Source organism: Homoserinimonas flava, assembly GCF_054969005.1.
Map to the genome: position 1 here is coordinate 1,003,812 of NZ_JBUEQS010000001.1, position 22,379 is coordinate 1,026,190.

Here is a 22,379-nt window from a genome sequence, read left to right on the forward strand (position 1 = left end):
CAATAGAGTCGACAGTGAAGCGCTCTCCCGGCCCGCCGTGACCACCCCGCACAGACCAGAATCTTGAGTGTGACCGACCACGCTCCTCTTGCCCGCCGGCTGAGCACCAATGATGCGGTCGCGATTGGGCTCGGCTCCATGATTGGTGCCGGCATTTTCGCCGCCTTCGCGCCAGCGGCCGCCGCGGCCGGTGCAGGACTCCTCGTCGGCCTCGCGATCGCCGCCGTCGTCGCGTACTGCAACGCGACCGCCTCCGCCCAGCTCGCCGCCGAATACCCCACCTCCGGCGGCACCTACGTCTACGGGCGCGAACGGCTCGGCGACTGGCCCGGCTTCATCGCCGGCTGGGGTTTCGTCGTCGGCAAGACCGCCAGCTGCGCGGCGATGGCACTCACCTTCGCGGCGTATGCGGCACCCACCGGCTGGGAGAAGCCCGTCGCGGGGCTCGCGGTCATCGCGCTGGCGGTCGTCAATTCGTTCGGTGTCACCCGCACCGCGGGCCTCGCTCGAATCATCGTCATCGTCGTTCTCGCGGTGCTTTCGCTCGTCGCCATCATCGGGCTGTCGTCCCCGGCGCATAGCGACACACTGCAGCTGTTCGACCTCACGGGTGTCACGCTCTACGGCATCCTGCAGGCGGCTGGCCTCCTTTTCTTCGCGTTCGCTGGGTTCGCCCGCATCGCCACGATGGGCGAAGAGGTGCGGCATCCGGAGCGCACGATCCCCCGCGCCATCGTCATTGCGCTGGTCATCGTCGTGGCGATCTACAGCGTCATCGCGGTGACGGCACTGCTGACGCTCGGCCCGGAGCGGCTCGCCCACTCCTCCGCCCCGCTCGCGGATGTCGTTTCAGCGGCTGGTGCCGACTGGGCGATCCCCCTTGTTGGCGTCGGTGCCGCGGCGGCGAGCCTTGGCGCCCTCCTCGCGCTGGTCGCCGGCGTCGGACGCACCACGCTCGCGATGGCCCGCAACCGAGATCTCCCGTCGTGGCTCGCTGGCGTGCATCCGAAGTACCAGGTGCCGCACCGTGCCGAGTTCGCCCTCGCCGCGGTTGTCTGCTTCCTTGTGCTCGCAGTCGACCTGCGTGGCGCCATCGGCTTCTCGTCCTTCGGCGTGCTGCTCTACTACTTCATCGCCAACCTCGCGGCTGTCACCCAGGATCGGGAACACCGCCGATTCCCGAAGCCGCTCCAGGCAATCGGGATGATCGGATGTCTTACGCTCGTCGCCACACTCCCACCGGAGTCAATCGCGGTGGGAGTCATCGTGCTGGCCTTCGGCGTTGTCTCCCGGATGCTCCGGCTCCGGTTCGAGGCGCGCCACGAACCGGACTGACAGGCCGTGGTCACGCCCCTAGGTCTTTGTCTGCCCGGTCTCGTTGAGCGGGCCGGGCGGCGGCTGGGCGTACTGGCCTGCGTGGCTGACGGGGCACTCGAACACCGTGTGCTCCTCGGAGTGGTCGACCACGTGCTCCCCCAGCGCGTGACCGCACACCGAGCAGGTCCACGCGGCGAAATGACGATCCGTCACTGCTCGCGCCTCGTCTGGCCGATCGTCAAGCGGCCCGGCCTCATGGTGCTCGAGCCAGTCGAGCAGACGTTCCCTGCGAGCTCCATTGCTGCTGGTGAAACCGTTGTTCTGGTCCATGCCGTGAGGCTACGCCTCCGAACGCCGCCGCACCAGCCTCCTCACGAATGGGTCGCGACGACCCATTCATCAAGCTTCTTGGTCGCTACGCCAGAATCGACTGCCTTAGCGGCAACCGTGAGCTTTGCCCTGAACCGGTCGAGGATCGGCACCTGGGTTTGCGTCGCATCGCGAGCGAGATCCCAGGCGACAAGACCGGCAGCAGCGTTGAGGAGCACAATGTCACGGACGGGGCCAGGCTCGCCGGCGAGCATGGCTCGTGCAATTGCCGCATTGCGCACGCCATCCCCTCCGAGGAGATCCGAGATCTGTGCTGTCTTGATTCCGAGGTCCCGCGGGTCGAGATCGTGCTCGTGCACGTCGCCGCGCGCGACCTCCCAGATGTGACTGTGGCCTGTCGTCGTGAGCTCGTCGAGCCCGTCATCGCCGCGGAAGACGAGCGCAGCGGCCCCCCGCGTGCGGAACACCCCCACAAACAAAGGAACAACATCGAGGTTCGCGACCCCCACCGCTGAAGCTTCGGGCCGCGCCGGATTGCACAACGGGCCGAGGAAGTTGAACACCGTCGGTACACCGAGATCACGGCGCACCTCCCCCGCGTGTCGGAACCCTGGGTGAAACAGCGACGCGAACGCAAACGCGATCCCGGTCTCCTTGAGCACCGCTGCGACCCGCTCGGGAGAGGCATCCAGATTGATGCCGAGTTCTGTGAGCACATCCGAGGCGCCGGATTTCGAACTCACCGCCCGGTTGCCGTGCTTCAGAACGCGAGCACCGGATGCCGCACACACGATGCTCGCCATCGTCGAGATGTTCACAGTCCCGTATCGATCGCCGCCGGTGCCGACAATGTCGAGCACCATCGGATCCACCTCAAGTGGCATCGCGTTCTCAAGAATTGCGTCGCGGAAGCCCACGATCTCATCGACCGTCTCGCCCTTCTGGCGCAGTGCGATGAGAAAGCCGGCGAGCTGCGCGGGGCTCGCCTCCCCCGCCATGACGGTGCGCATCGCCCATGTCGCCTCGCTGATGCTGAGGTCGCGCCCGTCGAGCAAGACAGTGAGGAGCTCGGGCCAGGTCAGCGATGTCGACATTCCAAAATCCTACTCAGCAACCCGCGCACACACCCCCGCATGACAACCCCGGCTCGGAATTTCAGCCATAATGGAGAGGTGACCAGCGCCTCTCTCTCCCATGCCCCCGGAGCTCCTGCCGTGAACAGGCCCAACGTCGTTGCCGTTGGCACGATCGTCTGGCTCGGCAGCGAGGTCATGTTCTTCGCTGGCCTCTTCGCCATCTACTTCACGCTCCGCAGCACGTCGCCAGAACTCTGGGCGTCAGAGACCGCGATCCACAACGTGCCATACGCGCTCGCGATCACGATCATCCTTGTCGCATCGTCGTTTACGGCGCAGTTCGGGGTGTTTGCGGCCGAACGCCTGCAGCCGCGACGCACGGGCACGCTGCTCCAGGTTGGCAAGTGGGGCATGATCGAGTGGTTCTTCCTCACCTACGTGCTCGGTGCCATCTTTGTGATTGGCCAGGTGTTCGAATACGCCACGCTCGTGAGCGAGTACATCGGTCTCAGCTCAAACGCCTACGGTTCAGCCTTCTACATCACGACAGGGTTCCACGGACTCCATGTGCTCGGTGGGCTTATTGCCTTCCTACTCATCATCGGTCGTGCCTACGCCGTCACACGGTTCGGTCACAAGGAGGCCACAAGCGCGATCGTGGTCTCGTACTACTGGCACTTCGTTGACGTCGTCTGGATTGGGCTGTTCCTGATCATTTACGTCCTCAAATAGGCATCCGGAGTTGCCGCCGGTCGGCGTCGCCTCCACCTCCGCAGCGCTGCACCACAACGAATGGGAAGACCACAGCACCATGGGAATTGACTCGACCACACAGGATCGTCGTCGCAAGCGAGCAGGACGCCGTCACCCGCTCGTGAGTGTCGCACTCATCCTTGCGGGCCTCGTCACCACTGGTGGGGCCTACGCGCTCTTCACCTCGACGGCGACCGCTGAGACCGCCGACACGGCCGTCGTGCAGCAGCAGCTCGTCGATGAGGGCGAGGCGCTCTTCCAGGCGAACTGTGCGAGCTGTCACGGCATGAACGCCGAGGGCACCGCGGAGGGCGTGAGCCTTCACGGCGTCGGGGCTGCAGCCGTCGACTTCCAGGTCGGCACCGGTCGCATGCCCATGGCAGCGCAAGGTCCGCAGGCTGAGCAAAAGCCGGTGCAGTTCACAGACGAGCAGATCGAGGCGCTCGCCGCGTACGTCGCCTCGCTGGCACCGGGCCCCGAGATCCCCGACGAGTCGCTCTTCGAGGGTGAGGCAGACCTCGCGAACGGCGGAGAACTCTTCCGCATCAACTGCGCGATGTGCCACAACGTCGCTGGAGCCGGTGGCGCGCTCACCGAGGGCAAGTATGCCCCGAGCCTGTCGGGTGTCGAAGCCAAGCACATTTACGAGGCCATGGTCACAGGTCCACAGAACATGCCCGTGTTCAATGACCTCAACCTGAGCGCACAAGACAAGGCCGACATTGTCGCCTACCTCAAGTACTTCGAAGAGAACCCGAACGTCGGAGGCTTCAGCCTCGGCAGCCTCGGGCCCGTCTCCGAGGGGCTCTTCATCTGGATCTTCGGGCTCGGCGCGGTCGTCGGCGTAACGGTGTGGATCGCCGCACGCGCCAACTAGGCACCGAACCTCCACTCAGTCACTACCGCACCACACAGCGTGCCAATCGAAGGGAAGAGAATGGCAAAGCAGGACAACGGCGAGTCATCCGCCGCTGCCGGCTCGGCTGTCGAGAACCACGGGGCAGCCGTCTCGTCAGGCACGGCCGTCGTCGCCTCGGATTCGTTCGCGAACCCCGGCCTCCCCCCGCACAGCCCGCGCGTCACAGACCTCGACCCCGCGAAGGAGCGGCAGGCGTCGCGCCGCGTCGGTGGGCTGTTCATCCTTTCGATCATCGGCAGCATTTTCGCCATCGTCGCCTACATCGTCTTCCCTATCGTTCCCGGGGACATGATGTCAGTACGACTCAATACGCTGTTCCTCGGTCTCGGCATTACACTCGCTCTGATTCCGCTGGGAATCGGCGCGATCTACTGGGCCAAAAACCTCATGAGCAATCATGAGCAGGTCGAGATGCGGCACCCAACGCGCGGCACTGATGACACCCGCGCCGCCGCGGTGCGCGTGTTCACCCTCGGCAACCAGGAATCGGGCTTCACCCGGCGCAAGCTCATCCGCAACAGCCTCATCGGCGCCCTCGCGGTGTTCCCGTTGCCGGCGATCGTGATGTTCCGCGACCTCGCACCCGCCGCAGACCCCGTCGAACTGTTCAAGCAGACGCTGTGGGAGAAGGGCACCCGCCTCGCGCTCGACCCGTCTGGCGCGCCCATCAGGGCGGCGGATGTCACGCTCGGCTCAGTCTTCCACGTCATCCCCGAGGGCCTCGAAGATTCAGAGCATCCGCTCGACGAGAAGGCCAAGGCCGCCGTGCTCCTGATGCGTCTCGACCCTGCCGACCTCAACGAGACCCCAGAACGCAGTGACTGGTCCTACAACGGCATCGTTGCCTATTCCAAGATCTGCACCCACGTCGGATGCCCCGTGGCGCTCTACGAGCAGCACACACACCACCTGCTGTGCCCGTGCCACCAGTCGGAGTTCGACGTGTCGAACCACTGTGAGGTCATCTTCGGACCGGCCAAGCGTGCGCTCCCCCAGCTTCCTATTGCCGTGGACGCAGAAGGCTACCTGGTAGCCCAAAGCGACTTCCATGAGCCCGTTGGTCCTAGCTTCTGGGAGCGTTCCGCATGACAACCACCACCACTCCCGCTGACTCCACCACGGCGGCAGCCCAGAAGCCGATCGGCAAAGGCATGCGTTTCACGAATGCCGCCGCGAACTACGTCGATGAGCGCACGAGCATCTCCGGCCTGGTCAAAGAGCTCGGTCGCAAGACCTTCCCAGACCACTGGTCGTTCATGCTCGGCGAGGTCGCGCTCTACAGCTTCGTTGTAATCCTGCTCTCCGGCACCTTCCTCACGTTCTTCTTCGACCCGTCGATGTCGCACGTGTACTACGAAGGTTCATACGCGCCACTCAAGGGAATCGAGATGTCGGCCGCTATGGCATCGACCCTCGACATCTCGTTCGACATCCGTGGTGGCCTCCTCATGCGCCAGGTGCATCACTGGGCTGCGCTGCTCTTCGTGGCCTCGATTGGTCTGCACATGCTGCGCGTGTTCTTCACCGGTGCGTTCCGTAAGCCGCGTGAAATCAACTGGGTGATCGGCTTCGTGCTCTTCATCCTCGCGATGGCCGAGGGCTTCACCGGCTACTCGCTCCCCGACGACCTGCTCTCGGGCAACGGCCTCCGCATCATCGACGGCATGCTCAAGGGCTTCCCCGTCGTCGGCACCTGGATTTCTTACCTGCTGTTTGGTGGCGAGTTCCCCGGTCTTGTCGTCATCCCGCGCCTCTTCGTGCTGCACATCATGCTGCTGCCGGCGATTCTCATCGCTGCGCTCGGAGTCCACTTGCTTCTGATGATCATCAACAAGCACACGCAGTTCGCTGGCCCCGGCCGCACCAACGACAACGTCGTCGGTGTCCCCGTCATGCCGGTGTTCGCGGCGAAGGCCGGCGGGTTCTTCTTCGTCGTCTTCGGCATCATCGTGCTCATCGCATCGTTCTTCCAGATCAACCCGGTGTGGAACTACGGACCATACGACCCCTCCCCTGTCTCGGCCGGTACCCAACCAGACTGGTACATCGGGTTCGCCGACGGTGCGCTGCGTCTTGTGCCGCCGGGCTGGGAGTTCGTGCTCTGGGGCTGGACGTTCTCGTTCAACATCCTTGTTCCCGTCGTCATCCTCGGCCTCTTCATCGTTGCCGTCATGATCTACCCCTTCATCGAGGCCTGGGTTACGGGAGACAAGCGCGAGCACCACATCGCCGAGCGCCCGCGCAACGCCCCCACCCGCACCGCCATTGGCGCGGCTGGTGTCACGTTCTACGCCGTCATGTGGGCCGCCGCGAGCTCCGACCTTATGGCGACGCACTTCAGGCTCACCATTGAGGGTGTCATCCACACCATGCAGGCGCTGCTCTTCATCGGGCCGCTTATCGCCTTCATCGTGACAAAGCGCGTCTGCCTCGCACTGCAGAAGAAAGACCGCGAGATTGCGCTTCACGGCTACGAATCTGGCCGCATCGTGCGACTGCCCGGCGGCGAGTACGTCGAGGTGCACCAGCCCCTCGACGAGTACGAGCGCTGGCGCCTGGTGAGCTTCGAGGACTACCAGCCACTCATGCTCCGTCCAAACGAGCAGGGCAAGATCACAACCGGGATGCGTCTGCGTGCAGCATTCTCACGGTGGTTCTTCGAAGACCGCATCTCTCCCGCCACCAAGGGCGAACTCGAGCAGGGCGGCCACCACTAGGCACCGCAGCAACCCTGTTGAACGAATGAGGGCCCCCTCGCAGAATAGCGAGGGGGCCCTCATCGTGCGTGCACAGTGCGCAGCAATGCAATGCAATGCAATGCGCAGCAGTTGCAGTGCGCAGAGCTACTTGCCTACCGCGCAGCGAACTCAACAAAGCCGACTGGCCCGCGCGAGCGCTACGAGAACGATTAGCCGTCGACGCGAAAGACCTTCTTGAGATAGTCGGCCGTAGAGCGATAGTCGAGACGGTCGTAGAATGCGGGCGACCGGCTGCTTGCCACCGTGAGCTGCTCAAGGCCACGGTGAAGGCAGATGTCCTCAACTGCCGAGACTAGGCGACTCCCGATGCCATGACCCCGCAGACGCTCATCAACAATGAGTTCCTGAACTTGCGCGGCGTCATCACGGGTGTAGAGCAAGCGCGCAATTGTCACGAGCACATACCCCGCGACGGCACCATCGATCTCTGCGATCAGCAGCACACACCGGTCAGTATCAGCGAGAGATTCCTCGAAGGCGACATCGAACGCCGCTCGATCAACGTCGGAGCGTTGGCGAAGCTGGGTGACGAGCGCGAAGACGCCGTCAGCATCTGCCGACGACGCCCTGCGCACGATCATTTCAGTGGCTGAAATTGCCGCGGTAGTACTCATAGACCCATCCGACAATCGCGATGAGCGTGAACGCGGCACCGATGTACGTGATCCAGATCCCGACGGCGAGACCGAGCATAATCAGCGAGGCCGAGCCGGCGAGGATGATCGGCCACCAGCTCCATGGGCTGAAATGCCCGAGCTCTGGGTCACCATCGTCGATGTTTGCGTCGAGACGATCCTCGGGCAGTTCACCGCCCTGAGACTTGTGAGACTTGCCGATATAGAACGCGAGGAAGGCCGACAGCACTGCGCTGAGCGCAAGAGCCACAGTTCCCACCCACTCCGGGCCCGCCGCGATGCCGCCCGGGCCAACACGCTGGGCATAGTCGGTGATCTGCTGCTGAGACTCAGCCCACGACCACGCGGCATAGATAACCGCGACGATCGCAAAGAAGACAGTGAGGAGCCAGAAGATGTTGGCGTTGGTTTTCACTCTGGTTACTTCACCTTCTCGTCAGCGGCGTCGTAGACAGGGGCATCTGGCGCGTCCTTCGCTGGACCGATACCAACCGGGATTCCAGCCTCAGGGTGATTGAGGTCGAATGCCGGCGACTCCGAGCGGATGCGCGGGATCGACGTGAAGTTGTGTCGCGGCGGCGGGCACGATGTTGCCCACTCGAGCGAGCGACCGTAACCCCATGGGTCATTCACGGTGACCTTTGGTGCCTTGCGGGCCGTGATATAGACGTTGAGGAAGAACGGGATCATGGATGCTGCGAGCACCATGGCTCCGACCGTCGAAAGTTGGTTCATCCAGGTGTAACCATCTTCTGGCTGATACACGGCATATCGACGCGGCATTCCGACAACCCCGAGCCAGTGCTGGATGAGGAATGTCATGTGGAAGCCAATGAACAGCAGCCAGAAGTGGATCTTGCCGAGACGCTCGTTAAGCATCTTGCCGGTCCACTTGGGCCACCAGAAGTAGAAGCCACTGAACATCGCGAAGACGACGGTGCCAAAGACCACGTAGTGGAAGTGCGCCACCACGAAGTACGTGTCAGAAACGTGGAAGTCAAGCGGCGGCGAAGCAAGGATCACACCGGTGAGCCCACCGAACGTGAAGGTGACGAGGAACCCGATCGCCCACAGCATGGGGGTTTCGAATGTCACCGAGCCCCGCCACATGGTGCCGATCCAGTTGAAGATCTTCACGCCCGTCGGCACCGCGATGAGCATTGTCATGAGCGAGAAGAACGGCAGCAGCACCGATCCGGTCACGTACATGTGATGCGCCCAGACGGTGACCGAAAGGGCCGCGATCGCGATGGTCGCGTAGACGAGAGTCTTGTACCCGAAGATCGGTTTTCGACTGAAAACCGGGAAGACCTCCGAGACGATGCCGAAGAACGGCAGCGCGATGATGTACACCTCCGGATGCCCAAAGAACCAGAAGAGGTGTTGCCAGAGGATCGCTCCCCCAGCATCGACGTTGTATATATGCGCCCCGAAGATTCGATCGGCCGCCAAACCGAACAATGCTGCGGCGAGCACCGGGAAGGCCAAGAGCACAAGAATCGAGGTCACGAGCGTGTTCCAGGTGAAAATCGGCATGCGCCACATCGTCATGCCTGGAGCACGCATCGTGATGATGGTCGTAATGAAGTTCACGGCGCCGAGAATGGTGCCGAATCCGGAGATCGCGAGACCGACCACCCAAAGGTTGCCACCGACACCGGGCGTAAAGGTTGTCGATGAGAGCGGTGAGTACGCGAACCACCCGAAGGATGCTGCACCCTGCGGGGTGAGGAAGCCCGCGACGGCCATAAGGCTACCGAAGCTGTAGAGCCAGTACGCGAAGGCGTTGAGCCGAGGGAACGCGACATCCGGCGCACCGATCTGAAGCGGCATGAGCACGTTGGCGAAGCCGGCAAAGAGCGGGGTCGCGAACATGAGCAGCATGATCGTGCCGTGCATCGTGAAGAGCTGGTTGTACTGCTCTTTGGTCTGCAGCAGGTCGAGGCCCGGTGCGAACAATTGCGCCCGGATGACAAGCGCCATCACGCCGGCGATGCAGAAGTACACGAACGAGCTGATCAGGTACATGTACCCGATCGTCTTGTGGTCGGTCGAGGTGATCCAGTTGACGAGAACGTTGCCCTTGCGGCGTGCGCTCGGCGAAATCGTGTGGCTGGGGGTCACGGCGCCAGCTGCTGGCGTGGCCTCCGGACGACTCTCAGTAGTGGTGCTCATGATCTCGCCTTACTCTCCGCGAACGGGCGCCTCGGTGCCCGGCAAGTTGGTGTTCGTGTTGTACTCAGGTCCGCGGGTGCCAGTCTGGCCGGCATCGACCAGGCTCTGGATGTACTCGTCGTACTCGGCCTGCGAGACCACATTGACCTTGAAAAGCATGAGCGAGTGGTATTCGCCGCAGAGCTCGGCGCACTTGCCGATGTACTCGCCCTCTTCTTGCGGCACGAAGTACATGTAGTTGCTCTTGCCCGGGACGTTGTCTTTCTTGTACAAGAAGTCGACAACCCAGAACGAGTGGATAACATCGCGGCTCTCGAGGACAATCTCGACCTCAGCGCCAACCGGCAGTGTGAGTACGGGGAGCTGGTCATAGTCGATGTACGGCTCTTCGTCGGTCTCCTGAGCCTGGATGCCCTGGTAGTAGACGCCTTCGCCATTCGGGCCCTCGTTGAGGTAGTTGAAGTCCCACGCCCAACGCTTTGCGAAGACCTCGATCTGCACGTCTGGCTCATCGAACGGCTCTTCGATTGCCGCCTGGTCACGCGCTGTGAAAGCGAAGAACCCGAGGACGAGAATGAGCGGCACGACTGTGTAGAGAATTTCAATCGGCATGTTGTACCGCAGCTGCACGGGAAGTCCGGACTGGCCCTTGCGGCGGCGATAGGCGACGGCAACCCAGAGGGTGAGTCCCCACGTGACAAGGCCGACGATCAGCAAGACAATCCACGACGTAGTCCAGAGTCCTGTGATGCGGTCAGTGTGATTGGTGACGCCCGGCTCGCCAGGCAGGAAGCCGCGAAGCTGAGCCTGCGTGCATCCGGCAAGGACGACGACAAGTGAAGCTGCTAAGGGGACGGCAGCCCATCGAAGACGGCGGTTAGAGCGCACCTGTGACCTCTCGGATGACACGGGACTGGGAAGAATCTCAGTCTATTGACAGGGTCCAGCCTATCGCTCCCCGGACGCGTCATCGAACCGGGAAACACCCTTCGAGACGCCGAGAGGGGAAGCCGCAGCGCGACTTCCCCTCTCGAAACCGAGACTTTGGGCAGCTAGTGGAACGAGTCGCCGCAGGCGCAGCTTCCGCCAGCATTGGGGTTGTCGATCGTGAACCCCTGCTTCTGGATCGTGTCCTCGAAGTCGATGCTGGCACCGTCGAGATAGGGCACGCTCATCTTGTCGACAACAACCTCAACACCGTCGAAGTCGACCGTTGCATCGCCGTCAAGCAGGCGCTCGTCAAAATAGAGCTGGTAGATGAGGCCTGAGCAGCCGCCAGGTTGGACAGCGACGCGAAGCCGGAGGTCATCGCGGCCTTCCTGCTCATACAGCGAGCGCACCTTCGCTGCGGCGGTATCGGTCAACAGCACGCCGTGCGCCTGATCGGTCGAACCGGCCGTGGGCTGCGGGGTCTCGAGTGCGGACTCGCTCACCGTGGTGTCAGTCATGCGCTCTCCTCTGCGTTCTCGGGCCCCATTGACGGGGCGCTCCCTTCAAGTGTAAGCACCGGAGGCACGAAAACTATTCCTTCGTCGGCCTACTCACTCCTCGCGTTGAGACGCGCGAGCAACAATGCTTCGGTGAGGATCGCTTTGCGGAACACCCCGAGGTGCAGCGATTCGTTGGGGCTGTGGGCTCGCGTGTCAGGATCCTCCACCCCGGTGACCAAGATTTGGGCGTTCGGGAACTCCTCCACGAGATCCGCGATGAACGGGATCGACCCTCCGACTCCAGTCTGGACAGCCCGCGCACCCCACGCCTCCTCCATCGCTTCCATCGCCTCGGCGACCGCCCACCCGGAGGTGTCGACAAGGAAGGGACTGCCGAGATCTGGTGCGCTCATCGTGACGTGGGCGCCAAACGGTGTGTGTGCCTCGATGTGTCGCTGCAGTGCAATGAGCGCGTCATCGGGGCTCTGCCCCGGGGCGATGCGAACGCTCACGCGAGCCCGGACCATGGGCGACAGGGTGTTCGAAGCATTCGCAATACTCGGGGCGTCGATGCCGGTGACGGTAATCGCCGGCTGCGCCCAAATCCTGCTCAATATCGTGCCGTGGCCGATGGGCGTGACACCGTCGAGCAGGCCGGCCTCCTCTCGCAGTCTCGCGAGGTCATCGGCCGGAGTCTCGAGTGATGCCTCTGTGAGTCCATCGACGGCAACGCCGCCATCGTCGCCGTGGAACGAGGCGAGAAGCCGCACGAGCGCCATCATCGCGTCGGGCACGGCCCCACCGAACATGCCGGAGTGTGAAGCGTGGGCGAGCGTGCGGACCTCAAGCTCGAAGGTCACATTGCCTCGCAGCGACACCGTGAGCGAGGGTGTCTCGGTGTCCCAGTTGTCGGAATCTGCGACGACGATGACGTCGGCGGCGAGTTGCTCCCGGTGTTGACGCAGGAAGTTGCCGAATGAGGGCGAGCCAGCTTCTTCCTCCCCCTCGATGAAAACGGTGAGGCCGAGTGCGAAGTCGCCACCGAAGGTCTCGGTGAACGCCCTAATAGACGCGACGTGAGCCATGACGCCAGCCTTGTCGTCGGCCGATCCTCGGCCATAGAGACGTTCACCGCGCAGGGTTGGCTCGAAGGCGGGCGACTGCCATTCGGCGTCGCCTCCCGGAGGCTGCACATCGTGATGGGCATAGAGGAGCACGGTCGGGCGCCCATCCGAAGCCGCCCGCGTTGCCAGCACGGCAGGCTTGCCCAGCCTGGACCCATCGGCGACCTGAGCAGTCGAAACCTGGACAGAGTCGAAGACTCCGAGACCCTCGAGCAACGCTGCCACGGCCTGAGCGCTCTCATCAACATGCACCTCGTCGAAGGCCGGCCACGACACGGATGGGATGCGCACGAGCCGTGAGAGATCGGCAACGGCGGCGGGGAAGCCCGACTGCACCGCGGCCCTCAGTGCGTCAGAAGATTCGATGGCTGCGGCATCCGGATTCGCGTTGGAGGTCATGGAGGTAATCTTAAGCAGTCCCCAACGCAAGGAACCCCAATGGCTAAGCCCGCACACGACCCTCAACCTGAGCCCATGGTCGATGCCGACCTCGCTCAGGGCAAGGGACGACCAACGCCGACCCGCAAGGAGCGTGAGGCAGCGAATCTGCGGCCTCTCGTGTCGAACGACCGCAAGAGCGCCAACCGCGAGTCGAAGGCCAAGTACAACGAAGCTAGAGAGCGCGCTCGCATCGGCATGGCGAATGGCGACGAGAAGTACCTGCCTGCCCGAGACAAGGGGGCCCAGCGCCGGTATGTGCGCGACTACGTCGATGCCCGCTTCAGCATGGGCGAGCTGATGATCCCGATCATGCTGCTCGTTATCGTGATGACCTTCGTGCAAGACGACATGGTCGCGATCTTTAGCGTGCTTGTCCTCTGGGGCTTCTTCATTCTCGCGGTCCTCGACTGCATCATCGCCGGTCTCTTGGTTTCGCGGCGCCTAGCGGCGAAGCATGGAGGCAAAGAGCAGGTGCAGAGCGGCACTCGCTGGTACACCGCGATGCGGGCACTGCAGATGCGTCCGATGCGCCTTCCGAAGCCGCAGGTCAAGCGCGGGCAGTATCCGGCCTGAGGCATCCCTCGTGCGCGAGCTTCGCCAGCTCGCGGTTGATGCGTCCCGCCCAGAGCGGACCCTCGTAGACAAACGCCGTGTACCCCTGAACGAGCGTCGCCCCCGCGCGAAGCCGCTCAGCAACGTCGTTCGCGTTTTCGACCCCGCCGACTGAGATCAGGCACATCGATGCGGGAAGCGCGGCTCGCAGCCGACGCAGCACCTCGAGCGAACGCTGCTTGAGCGGCGCGCCGGAGAGGCCACCGGCGCCGATCCGGTCGAGTTCGGCGGCACTCGCAGCGAGCCCGTCTCTCGCGATGGTCGTGTTCGTTGCGATCACACCAGCGAGCTCAAGCGATACAGCGAGCTCCGCAATCCTGTCGACCTCTTCGTCTGAGAGATCAGGCGCAATCTTCACGAGCACAGGGGTGCCGGATGCCGCATCCCGCACCGCGCTGAGCAGTGGAGCAAGCCGATCGAGCTCCTGCAGCCCGCGCAGCCCTGGGGTGTTCGGCGAACTCACATTCACAACAAGATAGTCGCTCGCCGGAGCGAGAAGACGCGTGCTTTCGAGATAGTCATCGACCGCGGCATCCACGTCAACGATGCGGCTCTTGCCGATGTTGACACCGATGACAGGTCGCCGACGGCGACGACGCTCGGCAGCAAGTCGTGGCGCGGCCTCGGCTGCTCCGTGGTTGTTGAACCCCATGCGGTTGATGAGGGCCCGATCTGCGACGAGCCGGAACATCCTGGGCTTCTCATTGCCCGGCTGTGCCCGCGCGGTGAGCGTGCCGACTTCGACATGACCGAACCCGAGCTGTCCAAGGGCTCGGATTGCGAGGGCCTCTTTGTCGAACCCTGCGGCGAGCCCAAACGGCGAAGCGAAGCGAAGCCCGAGAGTCTCGACCGCGAGCGTCGATGAAGGCTTTGACCAAGCCCGGGCGATCGCGCCGAGGCCGATGTACGGGAGCATCCGGATCACACGGAATGCGAGACCGTGTGCCCGCTCAGGGTCGATTCGGGTCAGGAGAGTTGAGAAGAGTACGCGATACATGCCATGGCAACCCTAGCGCCAGCGCGACACGCAGGTGTCGTCAGGAGGCGGTGTCGGCGTTGGGGTCGTGCTCGCTCCGAAGCTGTGTGATGGCGGATTCGAAATCGTCGAGTGACTCGAAGGCCTGATAAACGCTCGCGAACCGGAGAAATGCCACCTCGTCGAGTTCACGGAGTGGCGCGAGAATCGCGAGACCGATGTCGTTCGCCTCGATCTGGGATGCACCAGTGGCCCGGATCGACTCCTCGACCCGTTGGGCGAGCAACGCAAGATCAGTATCGGTGACAGGCCTGCCCTGGCAGGCCTTGCGCACCCCCGCGACAACCTTCTCGCGACTAAAAGGCTCTAGGACACCGTTTCGTTTCACAACACTCAGGCTCGCGGTTTCGGTCGTGCTGAAGCGACGGCCGCATTCAGGGCATTGACGACGACGACGGATCGAGAGCCCGTCATCACTCGTGCGGGAGTCGATGACACGGGAGTCTGGATGACGACAGAAGGGGCAGAACATAGTGCCCCAAGGATAGGCCAGCCGACGCCGGGCTCGTCACACGAAGCGGGCCGTGACTGCAGCGGCGTGTGCGGGCAGGTCTTCTGCCGTGGCGAGTGACACGATCCGGTGCTCGACGGCGCGGAGGCCCTCACGATCGTACTGAACCACCTGCTGCGGGCGGAGGAACGTGTAGGCGCCGAGCCCCGAGGCAAATCGCGCCTGACCACCCGTCGGAAGCACGTGGTTTGACCCGGCGAGATAATCACCGAGGCTCACGGGCGAATACCGCCCGACGAAGATCGCGCCAGCGCTTTCGATGCGCTCGAGCAGTGCGTCCGATTCGTCGACCTGGAGCTCGAGATGTTCGGGCCCGTAGGCGTTGCTGAAATCCGCTGCAACCTCGAGATCATCGACCAACACGATCGCCGACTGCTCACCGCGCAGTGCCTCTGCGACACGCTCCCGGTGCGCCGTGAACGGGGCGATGCGATCAAGCTCCGTGCGCACGGCCTCGGCCAACTCGACGGAATCGGTGACGAGCACAGCGGAGGCGAGCTCATCGTGCTCCGCCTGGCTGATGAGATCGACCGCCACGATCGTTGCATCGGCCGAAGCATCGGCGATGACGAGAATTTCGGTCGGGCCGGCTTCGGCGTCGATGCCCGCCTGACCGCGCACGAGACGCTTCGCCGCGGCGACGAACACATTGCCGGGGCCCGTGATGAGCTGCACGGGCTCAAGATCGAGGTCTGCGACACCGTAGGCGAGCGCGCCGATGGCACCAGCGCCCCCCATCGCATAGATCTCATCGACACCGAGCAATCCGGCGGCGCCAAGGATGGTGGGGTGCACAGCACCGCCGAAGTGTTGCTGTGGGGGCGAGGCGAGGGCGACCGAGCCTACGCCGGCGACCTGTGCCGGCACGACATTCATCACCACGCTGGACGGATAGACGGCCTTGCCGCCGGGGACATAGAACCCGACACGACGGATGGGCGCCCACCGCTGTGTGACGACGGCACCGGCCCCGAGGGTCGTCGAGACGGGCGCCGGCACCTGGGCAGCGCTCGCCTGCCGCACGCGGTGAATTGCCTCCTCGAGCGCATCGCGCACGTCAGCGTCGAGCGATCGAACAGCTGCGGCGATGTCGGCAACGGGCACGCGAACAGAGGGAGGACGCACATTGTCGAGACGCTCCGCCTGTTCGAGGAGCGCGGCACTCCCCTGGTGCCGTACATTGTCAATGAGCTGCTGAGCGATCACCGACGCAGCAGTGACATCCGTGTGCGAGCGCGGGATGAGCGCGAGAAGTTCGGTAGCGCTTGGGCGCCGACCGCGAAGGTCAATGGTCTGGATCATGGCCACACCACTCTAGCTTCCGGCCGCGATCACCCAAGGCACGCGGGTCCGAGCAGCGACTTGAGTTCCCCGTAGAGATCGGCGGTCACCGAGACGGGATACGGCACCTCAAACATGCGTGCAGTGCTGCCCTTGATGAGTTTGAGCCGCACCTCGGTGTCGCCAGCGTGGCGGATGAGCACGTCGCCGAGCGCTGCCACGACATCGGTCGTGGCGCGGAACTCTGGCACAGAAATCAGGAGAGGCCCTGAGCCAAGACTCGCGCCCGTGTCTGGGATGAACATGCTGTTCGCGTGGAGGTTGACGCCGTCGTCGCGTTGGCTCACGCGAGCCCGAACGACGACGATCGAGTCGGCGACGAGCGCCGGCGAGAACTCCTGATACGTCTTGCCGAGGAACATCACCGTGATCTCGCCGCCGAAATCCTCAACCGTCACGAGGCCATACTGATTGCCGGAGTTGCGAGCCGTGCGATGCTGCACCGACGTCACGAGCCCCGCGATCGTCACGGTCTCGCCATCGTGCACCGACTCGCCGCCGAGAATCTCGGCGACCGTGACGCTCGCGTGCTTCGCAAGCTGCAACTCAAGTCCAGCCAACGGATGGTCGGAAACATACAAACCGAGCATCTCGCGCTCGAAGGCGAGCTTGTCGCGCTTTGACCACTCCGGGCGGTCTGGCACCGCCTGCGCCTCCTGTGGCTCATCCCACAGATTGTCGAAGTCAAACCCGACCTGGCCGTTCGCCTCGGCACGTTTGTCGCGCACGGCCGACTCCGCGGCATCCTCGTGAATCTCATAGAGCGCGCGACGAGTGTGCCCGAGCGAATCGAAAGCGCCGGCCTTGATGAGCGACTCGATCGTGCGCTTATTCGTCACCGAGATTGGAACCTTCTTGAGGAAGTCATTGAACGACGCGAATCGATCCTTCTCTTCACGGGCTGCCTTGATCTGCTCTACGACCGCGTAGCCAACGTTGCGTACGGCCCCGAGGCCGAATCGAATGTCGTCTCCCACCGCGGCGAAGAAGCCGATGGACTCGTTGACATCGGGCGCGAGCACCTTGATGCCCATGCGGCGACACTCATTGAGGTAGACCGCAAGCTTGTCCTTCGAATCGGCGACACTCGTCAGGAGTGCCGCCATGTACTCGGCCGGATAGTGCGCTTTGAGGTACGCCGTCCAATAGGAGATGACACCGTATGCGGCCGAATGAGCCTTGTTGAAGGCGTAGTCAGAGAACGGCAGAAGAATGTCCCACAGCGTCTTGATGGCGTCGGCAGAGTATCCGCGCTCCATCATGCCCGCGCTGAAGCCCTCGAACTGTTTGTCGAGCTCGGACTTCTTCTTCTTGCCCATCGCGCGGCGCAAGAGGTCGGCCTGCGCGAGCGTGAACCCAGCGAGCTTCTGGGCGATCGACATCACCTGCTCCTGATACACGATGAGGCCGTACGTGCCGCCGAGCACATCTTGCAGAGCATCCGAAAGTTCGGGGTGGATGTAGTCGATCTTCTGGAGGTTGTTCTTGCGAAGCGCGTAGTTCGTGTGAGAGTCGGCACCCATCGGACCAGGTCGATAGAGGGCCAACACCGCCGAGATGTCTTCGAAGTTGTCGGGCTTCATAAGTCGCAGCAACCCTCGCATGGGACCGCCATCGAGTTGAAATACCCCGAGCGTGTCGCCGCGGGCGAGCAGCTCGTAGGCGGGCATGTCGTCGAGTTCGAGATCTTCAAGGACAGGTCGGTGGCCACGGTTGGACTCGATGTTGTCGAGCGCGTCGTCGATGATCGTGAGGTTGCGCAACCCCAGGAAGTCCATCTTGATGAGCCCGAGCGCCTCGCATGCCGGGTAGTCGAACTGCGTGACGATCTGGCCGTCTTGCTCCCGCTTCATGATGGGGATGATGTCGATGAGCGGCTCGCTCGACATGATCACCCCGGCGGCATGGACGCCCCACTGGCGCTTGAGGTTCTCAAGACCGAGCGCCGTGTCGAAGACGGTCCGCGCCTCCGCGTCGCTCTCGACGACCGCGCGGATGTCCGCCGCCTCTTTGAAGCGCGGATGCTCCTTGTCAAAGATCCCCGTGAGCGGGATGTCCTTGCCCATGATGGGTGGTGGCATCGCCTTTGTCAGCTTCTCCCCCATGCCAAACGGAAACCCGAGAACCCGCGACGAGTCTTTGAGGGCCTGCTTCGCTTTGATGGTGCCGTAGGTCACGATCTGGGCGACACGTTCGTCGCCATACTTTTCGGTGACATAGCGGATCACCTCACCGCGGCGACGGTCGTCGAAGTCGACGTCGAAGTCGGGCATGGAGACACGCTCTGGGTTGAGGAAGCGCTCGAAGATGAGGCCGTGCTGCAGCGGATCGAGGTCGGTGATGCGCATGGCGTAGGCGACCGTCGAGCCTGCACCAGAGCCTCGGCCGGGACCAACCCTGATGCCGTTGTCTTTGGACCAATTGATGAAGTCGGCGACGACGAGGAAGTAGCTGGGGAAGCCCATCTGCACAATGACCTGCTTCTCGTACTCGGCCTGTGTGCGCACCTCCTCGGGGATGCCGCCGGGGTAGCGATAGTGCAGCCCCTTCTCGACCTCCTTGAAGAACCAGGTGTCTTCGGACTCGCCCTCGGGCACCGGGAACCGCGGCATGTAGTTCGCGCTCTCGTCGAACGACACATCACAGCGCTCAGCGATGAGCAGGGTGTTGTCACACGCTTCAGGGTGATCGCTGAAAAGGCTGCGCATTTGATTCGCGGACTTGAGGTAGAACTCGTCGGCGTCGAACTTGAATCGCTTCGGGTCGTCGAGGGTTGTGCCGGACTGCACGCAGAGAAGCGCGGCATGGCTCGTTGCATCGTGGGCGTGCGTGTAGTGCAGATCGTTGGTTGCAACGAGGGGCAGGTCGAGGTCTTTTGCAAGGCGCAGCAGATCCGACATGATGCGTCGCTCGATGCCAAGCCCGTGATCCATGATCTCGGCGAAATAGTTCTCACGGCCGAAAATGTCACGGAAGTCGGATGCTGCCCGCTTCGCCTCCTCGTACTGCCCGAGTCGGAGCCGTGTCTGCACCTCGCCACTCGGGCATCCCGTCGTGGCGATTAGCCCCTTGCCGTACTGCGACAGGAGTTCACGATCCATGCGAGGCTTGAAGTAATACCCTTCGAGCGAAGCCTTCGACGAGAGCCTGAAGAGGTTGTGCAGCCCCTCGTTTGTCTCGCTCAAGAGCGTCATGTGCGTGTACGCACCTGAGCCCGAAACATCGTCTCCCCCGCCGTCGCCCCACCTGATGCGCGTCTTATCGGTGCGATGCGTGCCCGGCGTGACGTATGCCTCTGTGCCGATGATGGGTTTGATGCCGGCCGCCGTTGCTGTCTTCCAGAAGTCGTAGGCGCCGAAAACGTTGCCGTGGTCGGTGACCGCGACTGCGGGCATTCCCTGCTCCACAGCGGCATCGATCAACGGTTTGACGCGAGCCGCGCCATCCAACATCGAGTACTCACTGTGCACATGCAGGTGCACGAAGGAATCGCTGCTCGATGGCACTACTTCTCCGTCTAGCTCGGGGTGGTCTCTTAGTCTACGGCCGGCCACCGGCACTCGAATCGAGCGACAGGCGAGAGCACCGGAACGATGTGATTACGCGCGGAGGATGTCGAGTGCGTGCTGAAGATCAGCCGGATATCGCGATGAGAACTCGACCGCCTCGCCGCTTGAGGGATGCGTGAATCCCAGTCGCATCGCGTGGAGCCACTGCCGGCTGAGCCCCAGCTTCGCCGAGATCGTCGGGTCTGCCCCATACATGGCGTCGCCGACACACGGATGCCGCTGCGCCGCCATGTGCACCCGAATCTGGTGCGTGCGTCCCGTCTCGAGATGCACCTCAAGCAGCGACGCTGCAGGAAACGCCTCAAGCGTTTCGTAGTGGGTCACGGAATCTTTGCCGCCAGCAACGACCGCGAACTTCCACGCCGATGATGGGTGGCGCCCGATCGGAGCGTCGATCGTGCCACGGAGTGGATCGGGATGACCCTGCACAACGGCGTGGTACACCTTATTGACCTCGCGGTCATGAAACGCGCGTTTGAGCTCGGTATAGGCCCGCTCCGACTTCGCAACCACCATGAGGCCGCTCGTGCCAGCATCGAGCCGGTGCACAATGCCTGCGCGCTCGGCGGCACCCGAGGTCGAAATACGGTACCCAGCCCCAGCAAGCGCTCCGAGCACGGTTGGTCCGGTCCATCCGACTGAAGGGTGGGCCGCGACACCGACAGGCTTGTCGATCACAACGATGTCGTCGTCATCGTGGACGATGTCAAAGCCAGGCACGAGCATTGGCTCGATTGTGGGCGCCGTCTTCGGTGTCCACTCGATCTCGAGCCAAGACTCGGCACGAAGACGATCGGACTTCGACGCCTGCACGCCATCCACCGAGACGCCGCCCGCATCGATTACGTCGGCGGCGAAGGTGCGCGAGAATCCCATGAGCTTCGACAGCGCCGCATCGACGCGTTCGCCGGCTAGCCCATCGGGCACCGGCAGGCTCCGTGACTCCACGGTCAGCTCCTGGTGTCGGCTGCGCCGGTGTCGTCGGCCGCAGGCTCTGCATCAGTGGTCAGTGCCTCTGCCTCAGCTGACTCCGTGTCACGGTCGGGCACATCTCGCGTGCCGTCGAACCGCACGCCACGCAGCGTCAGGATGATGAAGAGTCCCATGCTCGACACGACAAAGATGTCGGCGATGTTAAAAATCGCCGGGAATCCCCAGACCTGGATGAAGTCGATCACATGACCGAGGCCGAAGCTCGGTTCACGAACGAAGCGGTCTGTCAGGTTTCCGAGCACGCCGCCCAGCAGCATCCCGAACACCAGCGCCCATCCGATCGAGCGGATGCGACGAGCGAAAACGATGATTACCACCGTCACAACTGTGGCGGCGATCGAAAAGATCCAGGTGGCACCGCTGGCCAGCGAGAAGGCAGCCCCAGGATTTCGCACAAACGTGAACTGCAGAAGTTCACCGATCACCGGGGTGCTCGCGCCCTCCGTGAGAGTGCTTACGACCCAGTGCTTGCTCCACTGGTCTGCGCCGTAAATGACGGCGGCGACGCAGACCAGTACAGCGAGAGCCCTCGGGCTGAAACGTGACGCTGGCGACTCAGGGCTAGGCGCTGCCGGCTCAGTTGCCGACAAAGCCCTGGAAGTTCGCCGGGGGCTGGTTGGCTGGCACGCCATAGTCACTGCCGAAGTTGCCGGCCGACGGGGCGTTGTCGCCAGAGTTCACCGAGTTCGCGGAGTCGAGGTCGCGAAGCTGGCCCTCGATGTAGCTCTTGAGGTTTGTGCGGTACTCGCGCTCGAAGGTGCGAAGCTCTTCGATCTGCGACTCCAGCGCCGAGCGCTCCTGCTCAAGCTCGGCAACCTTCTGGCCCTGCTCGGCCTCAGCGTCGCTCACAAGACGCTGCGCGGTGGCCTGGCCTTCGGCGATCAGCGCGTCGCGCTTCTCGATGCCCTCGCGGACATGCTCCTCGTGCAAACGACGGGCAAGCTGGAGAAGGTTGTTGGTGCTGCCGGTCTCGTCGAGGCCCGGCGTCGTCTCGGGCGCCGGTGCGGCAGCGGCTGGCGCTGGCACGGGCTCGGCGACGGGAGCGGCAACTGGCTCGGGAGCTGCGGCTGCAGCGGCAAACTGCTCGCCGCCACCGTTGCGCTGGAGCTCGGCGATGCGCGAATCGCTCGCGACAAGCCGCTGGCGGAGCTCTTCGTTCTCTTGACCGAGACGGCGCAGTTCGACAACGACCTCGTCGAGGAAGTCGTCTACCTCGTCCTGGTCGTAGCCCTCCCGGAACTTCGTCGGCTGAAACCGCTTGTTGACTACGTCTTCAGGCGTAAGGGCCATTCTCGTCACCTCTGAACATTCTCTATCGATCGAAACTGCCGTCAAGCGGGACGCTAGCAAAGCCCGCT

At 63.3% G+C, this 22,379-nt stretch carries 21 protein-coding genes; 6 read left to right on the forward strand and 15 right to left on the reverse strand.

Going from position 1 to position 22,379, the window contains the following annotated elements:
* Positions 1-69: 69 nt before the first annotated feature.
* On the forward strand, positions 70-1,335 hold the full coding sequence (locus ACY48M_RS04765) for an APC family permease (protein ID WP_462819081.1): 1,266 nt from the start codon (positions 70-72) through the stop codon (positions 1,333-1,335).
* An 18-nt stretch (positions 1,336-1,353) separates the two neighbouring features.
* Here the strand turns inward: ACY48M_RS04765 and ACY48M_RS04770 are convergent, their stop codons facing one another.
* Both ACY48M_RS04770 and trpD read right to left on the reverse strand, forming a co-directional pair.
* Positions 1,354-1,647 (reverse strand): hypothetical protein, encoded by a 294-nt coding sequence (locus ACY48M_RS04770; RefSeq protein WP_462819082.1) that lies wholly within the window; start codon positions 1,645-1,647, stop codon positions 1,354-1,356.
* Positions 1,648-1,688: 41 nt separating this feature from the next.
* Positions 1,689-2,741: an anthranilate phosphoribosyltransferase gene (gene trpD / locus ACY48M_RS04775; protein ID WP_462819083.1), complete on the reverse strand. Its 1,053-nt coding sequence runs from the start codon at positions 2,739-2,741 to the stop codon at positions 1,689-1,691.
* Between the two features lie 39 nt (positions 2,742-2,780).
* Here trpD and ctaE point away from each other — a divergent pair, with 39 nt between their 5' ends.
* The 4 genes from ctaE to qcrB all read left to right on the forward strand — a co-directional run bounded on the left by ctaE (position 2,781) and on the right by qcrB (position 7,112).
* Positions 2,781-3,455, forward strand: a complete 675-nt coding sequence (gene ctaE, locus ACY48M_RS04780) for an aa3-type cytochrome oxidase subunit III (protein ID WP_462819084.1) — start codon at positions 2,781-2,783, stop codon at positions 3,453-3,455.
* A 79-nt stretch (positions 3,456-3,534) separates the two neighbouring features.
* Positions 3,535-4,353: a cytochrome bc1 complex diheme cytochrome c subunit gene (gene qcrC, locus ACY48M_RS04785; protein ID WP_462819085.1), complete on the forward strand. Its 819-nt coding sequence runs from the start codon at positions 3,535-3,537 to the stop codon at positions 4,351-4,353.
* Positions 4,354-4,413: 60 nt separating this feature from the next.
* A complete protein-coding gene (gene qcrA, locus ACY48M_RS04790) occupies positions 4,414-5,484 on the forward strand; it encodes a cytochrome bc1 complex Rieske iron-sulfur subunit (protein ID WP_462819086.1) in 1,071 nt (356 codons plus the stop codon).
* Positions 5,481-7,112: a cytochrome bc1 complex cytochrome b subunit gene (gene qcrB, locus ACY48M_RS04795; protein WP_462819087.1), complete on the forward strand. Its 1,632-nt coding sequence runs from the start codon at positions 5,481-5,483 to the stop codon at positions 7,110-7,112. The genes qcrA and qcrB overlap by 4 nt, the downstream gene beginning before the upstream one ends.
* 191 nt (positions 7,113-7,303) lie before the next feature.
* Here qcrB and ACY48M_RS04800 read toward each other — a convergent pair whose 3' ends face one another.
* The 6 genes from ACY48M_RS04800 to ACY48M_RS04825 form a co-directional block, all read right to left on the reverse strand.
* The gene (locus ACY48M_RS04800; RefSeq protein ID WP_462819088.1) at positions 7,304-7,768 is read right to left on the reverse strand and encodes a GNAT family N-acetyltransferase; all 465 of its coding nucleotides are present in this window, start codon (positions 7,766-7,768) and stop codon (positions 7,304-7,306) included.
* On the reverse strand, positions 7,737-8,204 hold the full coding sequence (locus tag ACY48M_RS04805) for a cytochrome c oxidase subunit 4 (protein WP_462819089.1): 468 nt from the start codon (positions 8,202-8,204) through the stop codon (positions 7,737-7,739). The genes ACY48M_RS04800 and ACY48M_RS04805 overlap by 32 nt, the downstream gene beginning before the upstream one ends.
* 5 nt (positions 8,205-8,209) lie before the next feature.
* The gene (ctaD, locus tag ACY48M_RS04810; RefSeq protein WP_462819090.1) at positions 8,210-9,964 is read right to left on the reverse strand and encodes an aa3-type cytochrome oxidase subunit I; all 1,755 of its coding nucleotides are present in this window, start codon (positions 9,962-9,964) and stop codon (positions 8,210-8,212) included.
* A 9-nt stretch (positions 9,965-9,973) separates the two neighbouring features.
* Entirely contained in the window at positions 9,974-10,852 is an 879-nt protein-coding gene (gene ctaC, locus ACY48M_RS04815; protein WP_462819091.1) for an aa3-type cytochrome oxidase subunit II, read from the reverse strand.
* A gap of 164 nt (positions 10,853-11,016) precedes the next feature.
* Positions 11,017-11,412 (reverse strand): iron-sulfur cluster insertion protein ErpA, encoded by a 396-nt coding sequence (gene erpA / locus ACY48M_RS04820; protein ID WP_462819092.1) that lies wholly within the window; start codon positions 11,410-11,412, stop codon positions 11,017-11,019.
* An 89-nt stretch (positions 11,413-11,501) separates the two neighbouring features.
* On the reverse strand, positions 11,502-12,917 hold the full coding sequence (locus tag ACY48M_RS04825; RefSeq protein WP_462819093.1) for a M20/M25/M40 family metallo-hydrolase: 1,416 nt from the start codon (positions 12,915-12,917) through the stop codon (positions 11,502-11,504).
* A 39-nt stretch (positions 12,918-12,956) separates the two neighbouring features.
* Between ACY48M_RS04825 and ACY48M_RS04830 the strand changes: the two genes are divergently transcribed.
* Positions 12,957-13,532: a DUF3043 domain-containing protein gene (locus ACY48M_RS04830; RefSeq protein WP_462819094.1), complete on the forward strand. Its 576-nt coding sequence runs from the start codon at positions 12,957-12,959 to the stop codon at positions 13,530-13,532.
* On the opposite strand, the gene ACY48M_RS04835 is transcribed toward ACY48M_RS04830, so the two are convergent.
* The 7 genes from ACY48M_RS04835 to ACY48M_RS04865 all read right to left on the reverse strand — a co-directional run bounded on the left by ACY48M_RS04835 (position 13,507) and on the right by ACY48M_RS04865 (position 22,311).
* Entirely contained in the window at positions 13,507-14,568 is a 1,062-nt protein-coding gene (locus tag ACY48M_RS04835; RefSeq protein ID WP_462819095.1) for a quinone-dependent dihydroorotate dehydrogenase, read from the reverse strand. The two genes, ACY48M_RS04830 and ACY48M_RS04835, sit on opposite strands and share 26 nt — an antisense overlap.
* A gap of 40 nt (positions 14,569-14,608) precedes the next feature.
* On the reverse strand, positions 14,609-15,079 hold the full coding sequence (nrdR, locus tag ACY48M_RS04840) for a transcriptional regulator NrdR (protein WP_462819096.1): 471 nt from the start codon (positions 15,077-15,079) through the stop codon (positions 14,609-14,611).
* 36 nt (positions 15,080-15,115) lie between these two features.
* Positions 15,116-16,420, reverse strand: a complete 1,305-nt coding sequence (gene hisD, locus ACY48M_RS04845; RefSeq protein ID WP_462819097.1) for a histidinol dehydrogenase — start codon at positions 16,418-16,420, stop codon at positions 15,116-15,118.
* 29 nt (positions 16,421-16,449) lie between these two features.
* Entirely contained in the window at positions 16,450-19,911 is a 3,462-nt protein-coding gene (gene dnaE / locus ACY48M_RS04850) for a DNA polymerase III subunit alpha (protein WP_462819259.1), read from the reverse strand.
* Between the two features lie 147 nt (positions 19,912-20,058).
* Positions 20,059-20,976, reverse strand: coding sequence for an RluA family pseudouridine synthase (locus ACY48M_RS04855; protein WP_462819098.1), 918 nt, complete (start codon positions 20,974-20,976; stop codon positions 20,059-20,061).
* 2 nt (positions 20,977-20,978) lie between these two features.
* Positions 20,979-21,536, reverse strand: a complete 558-nt coding sequence (gene lspA, locus ACY48M_RS04860; protein ID WP_462819260.1) for a signal peptidase II — start codon at positions 21,534-21,536, stop codon at positions 20,979-20,981.
* 61 nt (positions 21,537-21,597) lie between these two features.
* Entirely contained in the window at positions 21,598-22,311 is a 714-nt protein-coding gene (locus ACY48M_RS04865) for a DivIVA domain-containing protein (RefSeq protein ID WP_462819099.1), read from the reverse strand.
* Positions 22,312-22,379: the final 68 nt, after the last annotated feature.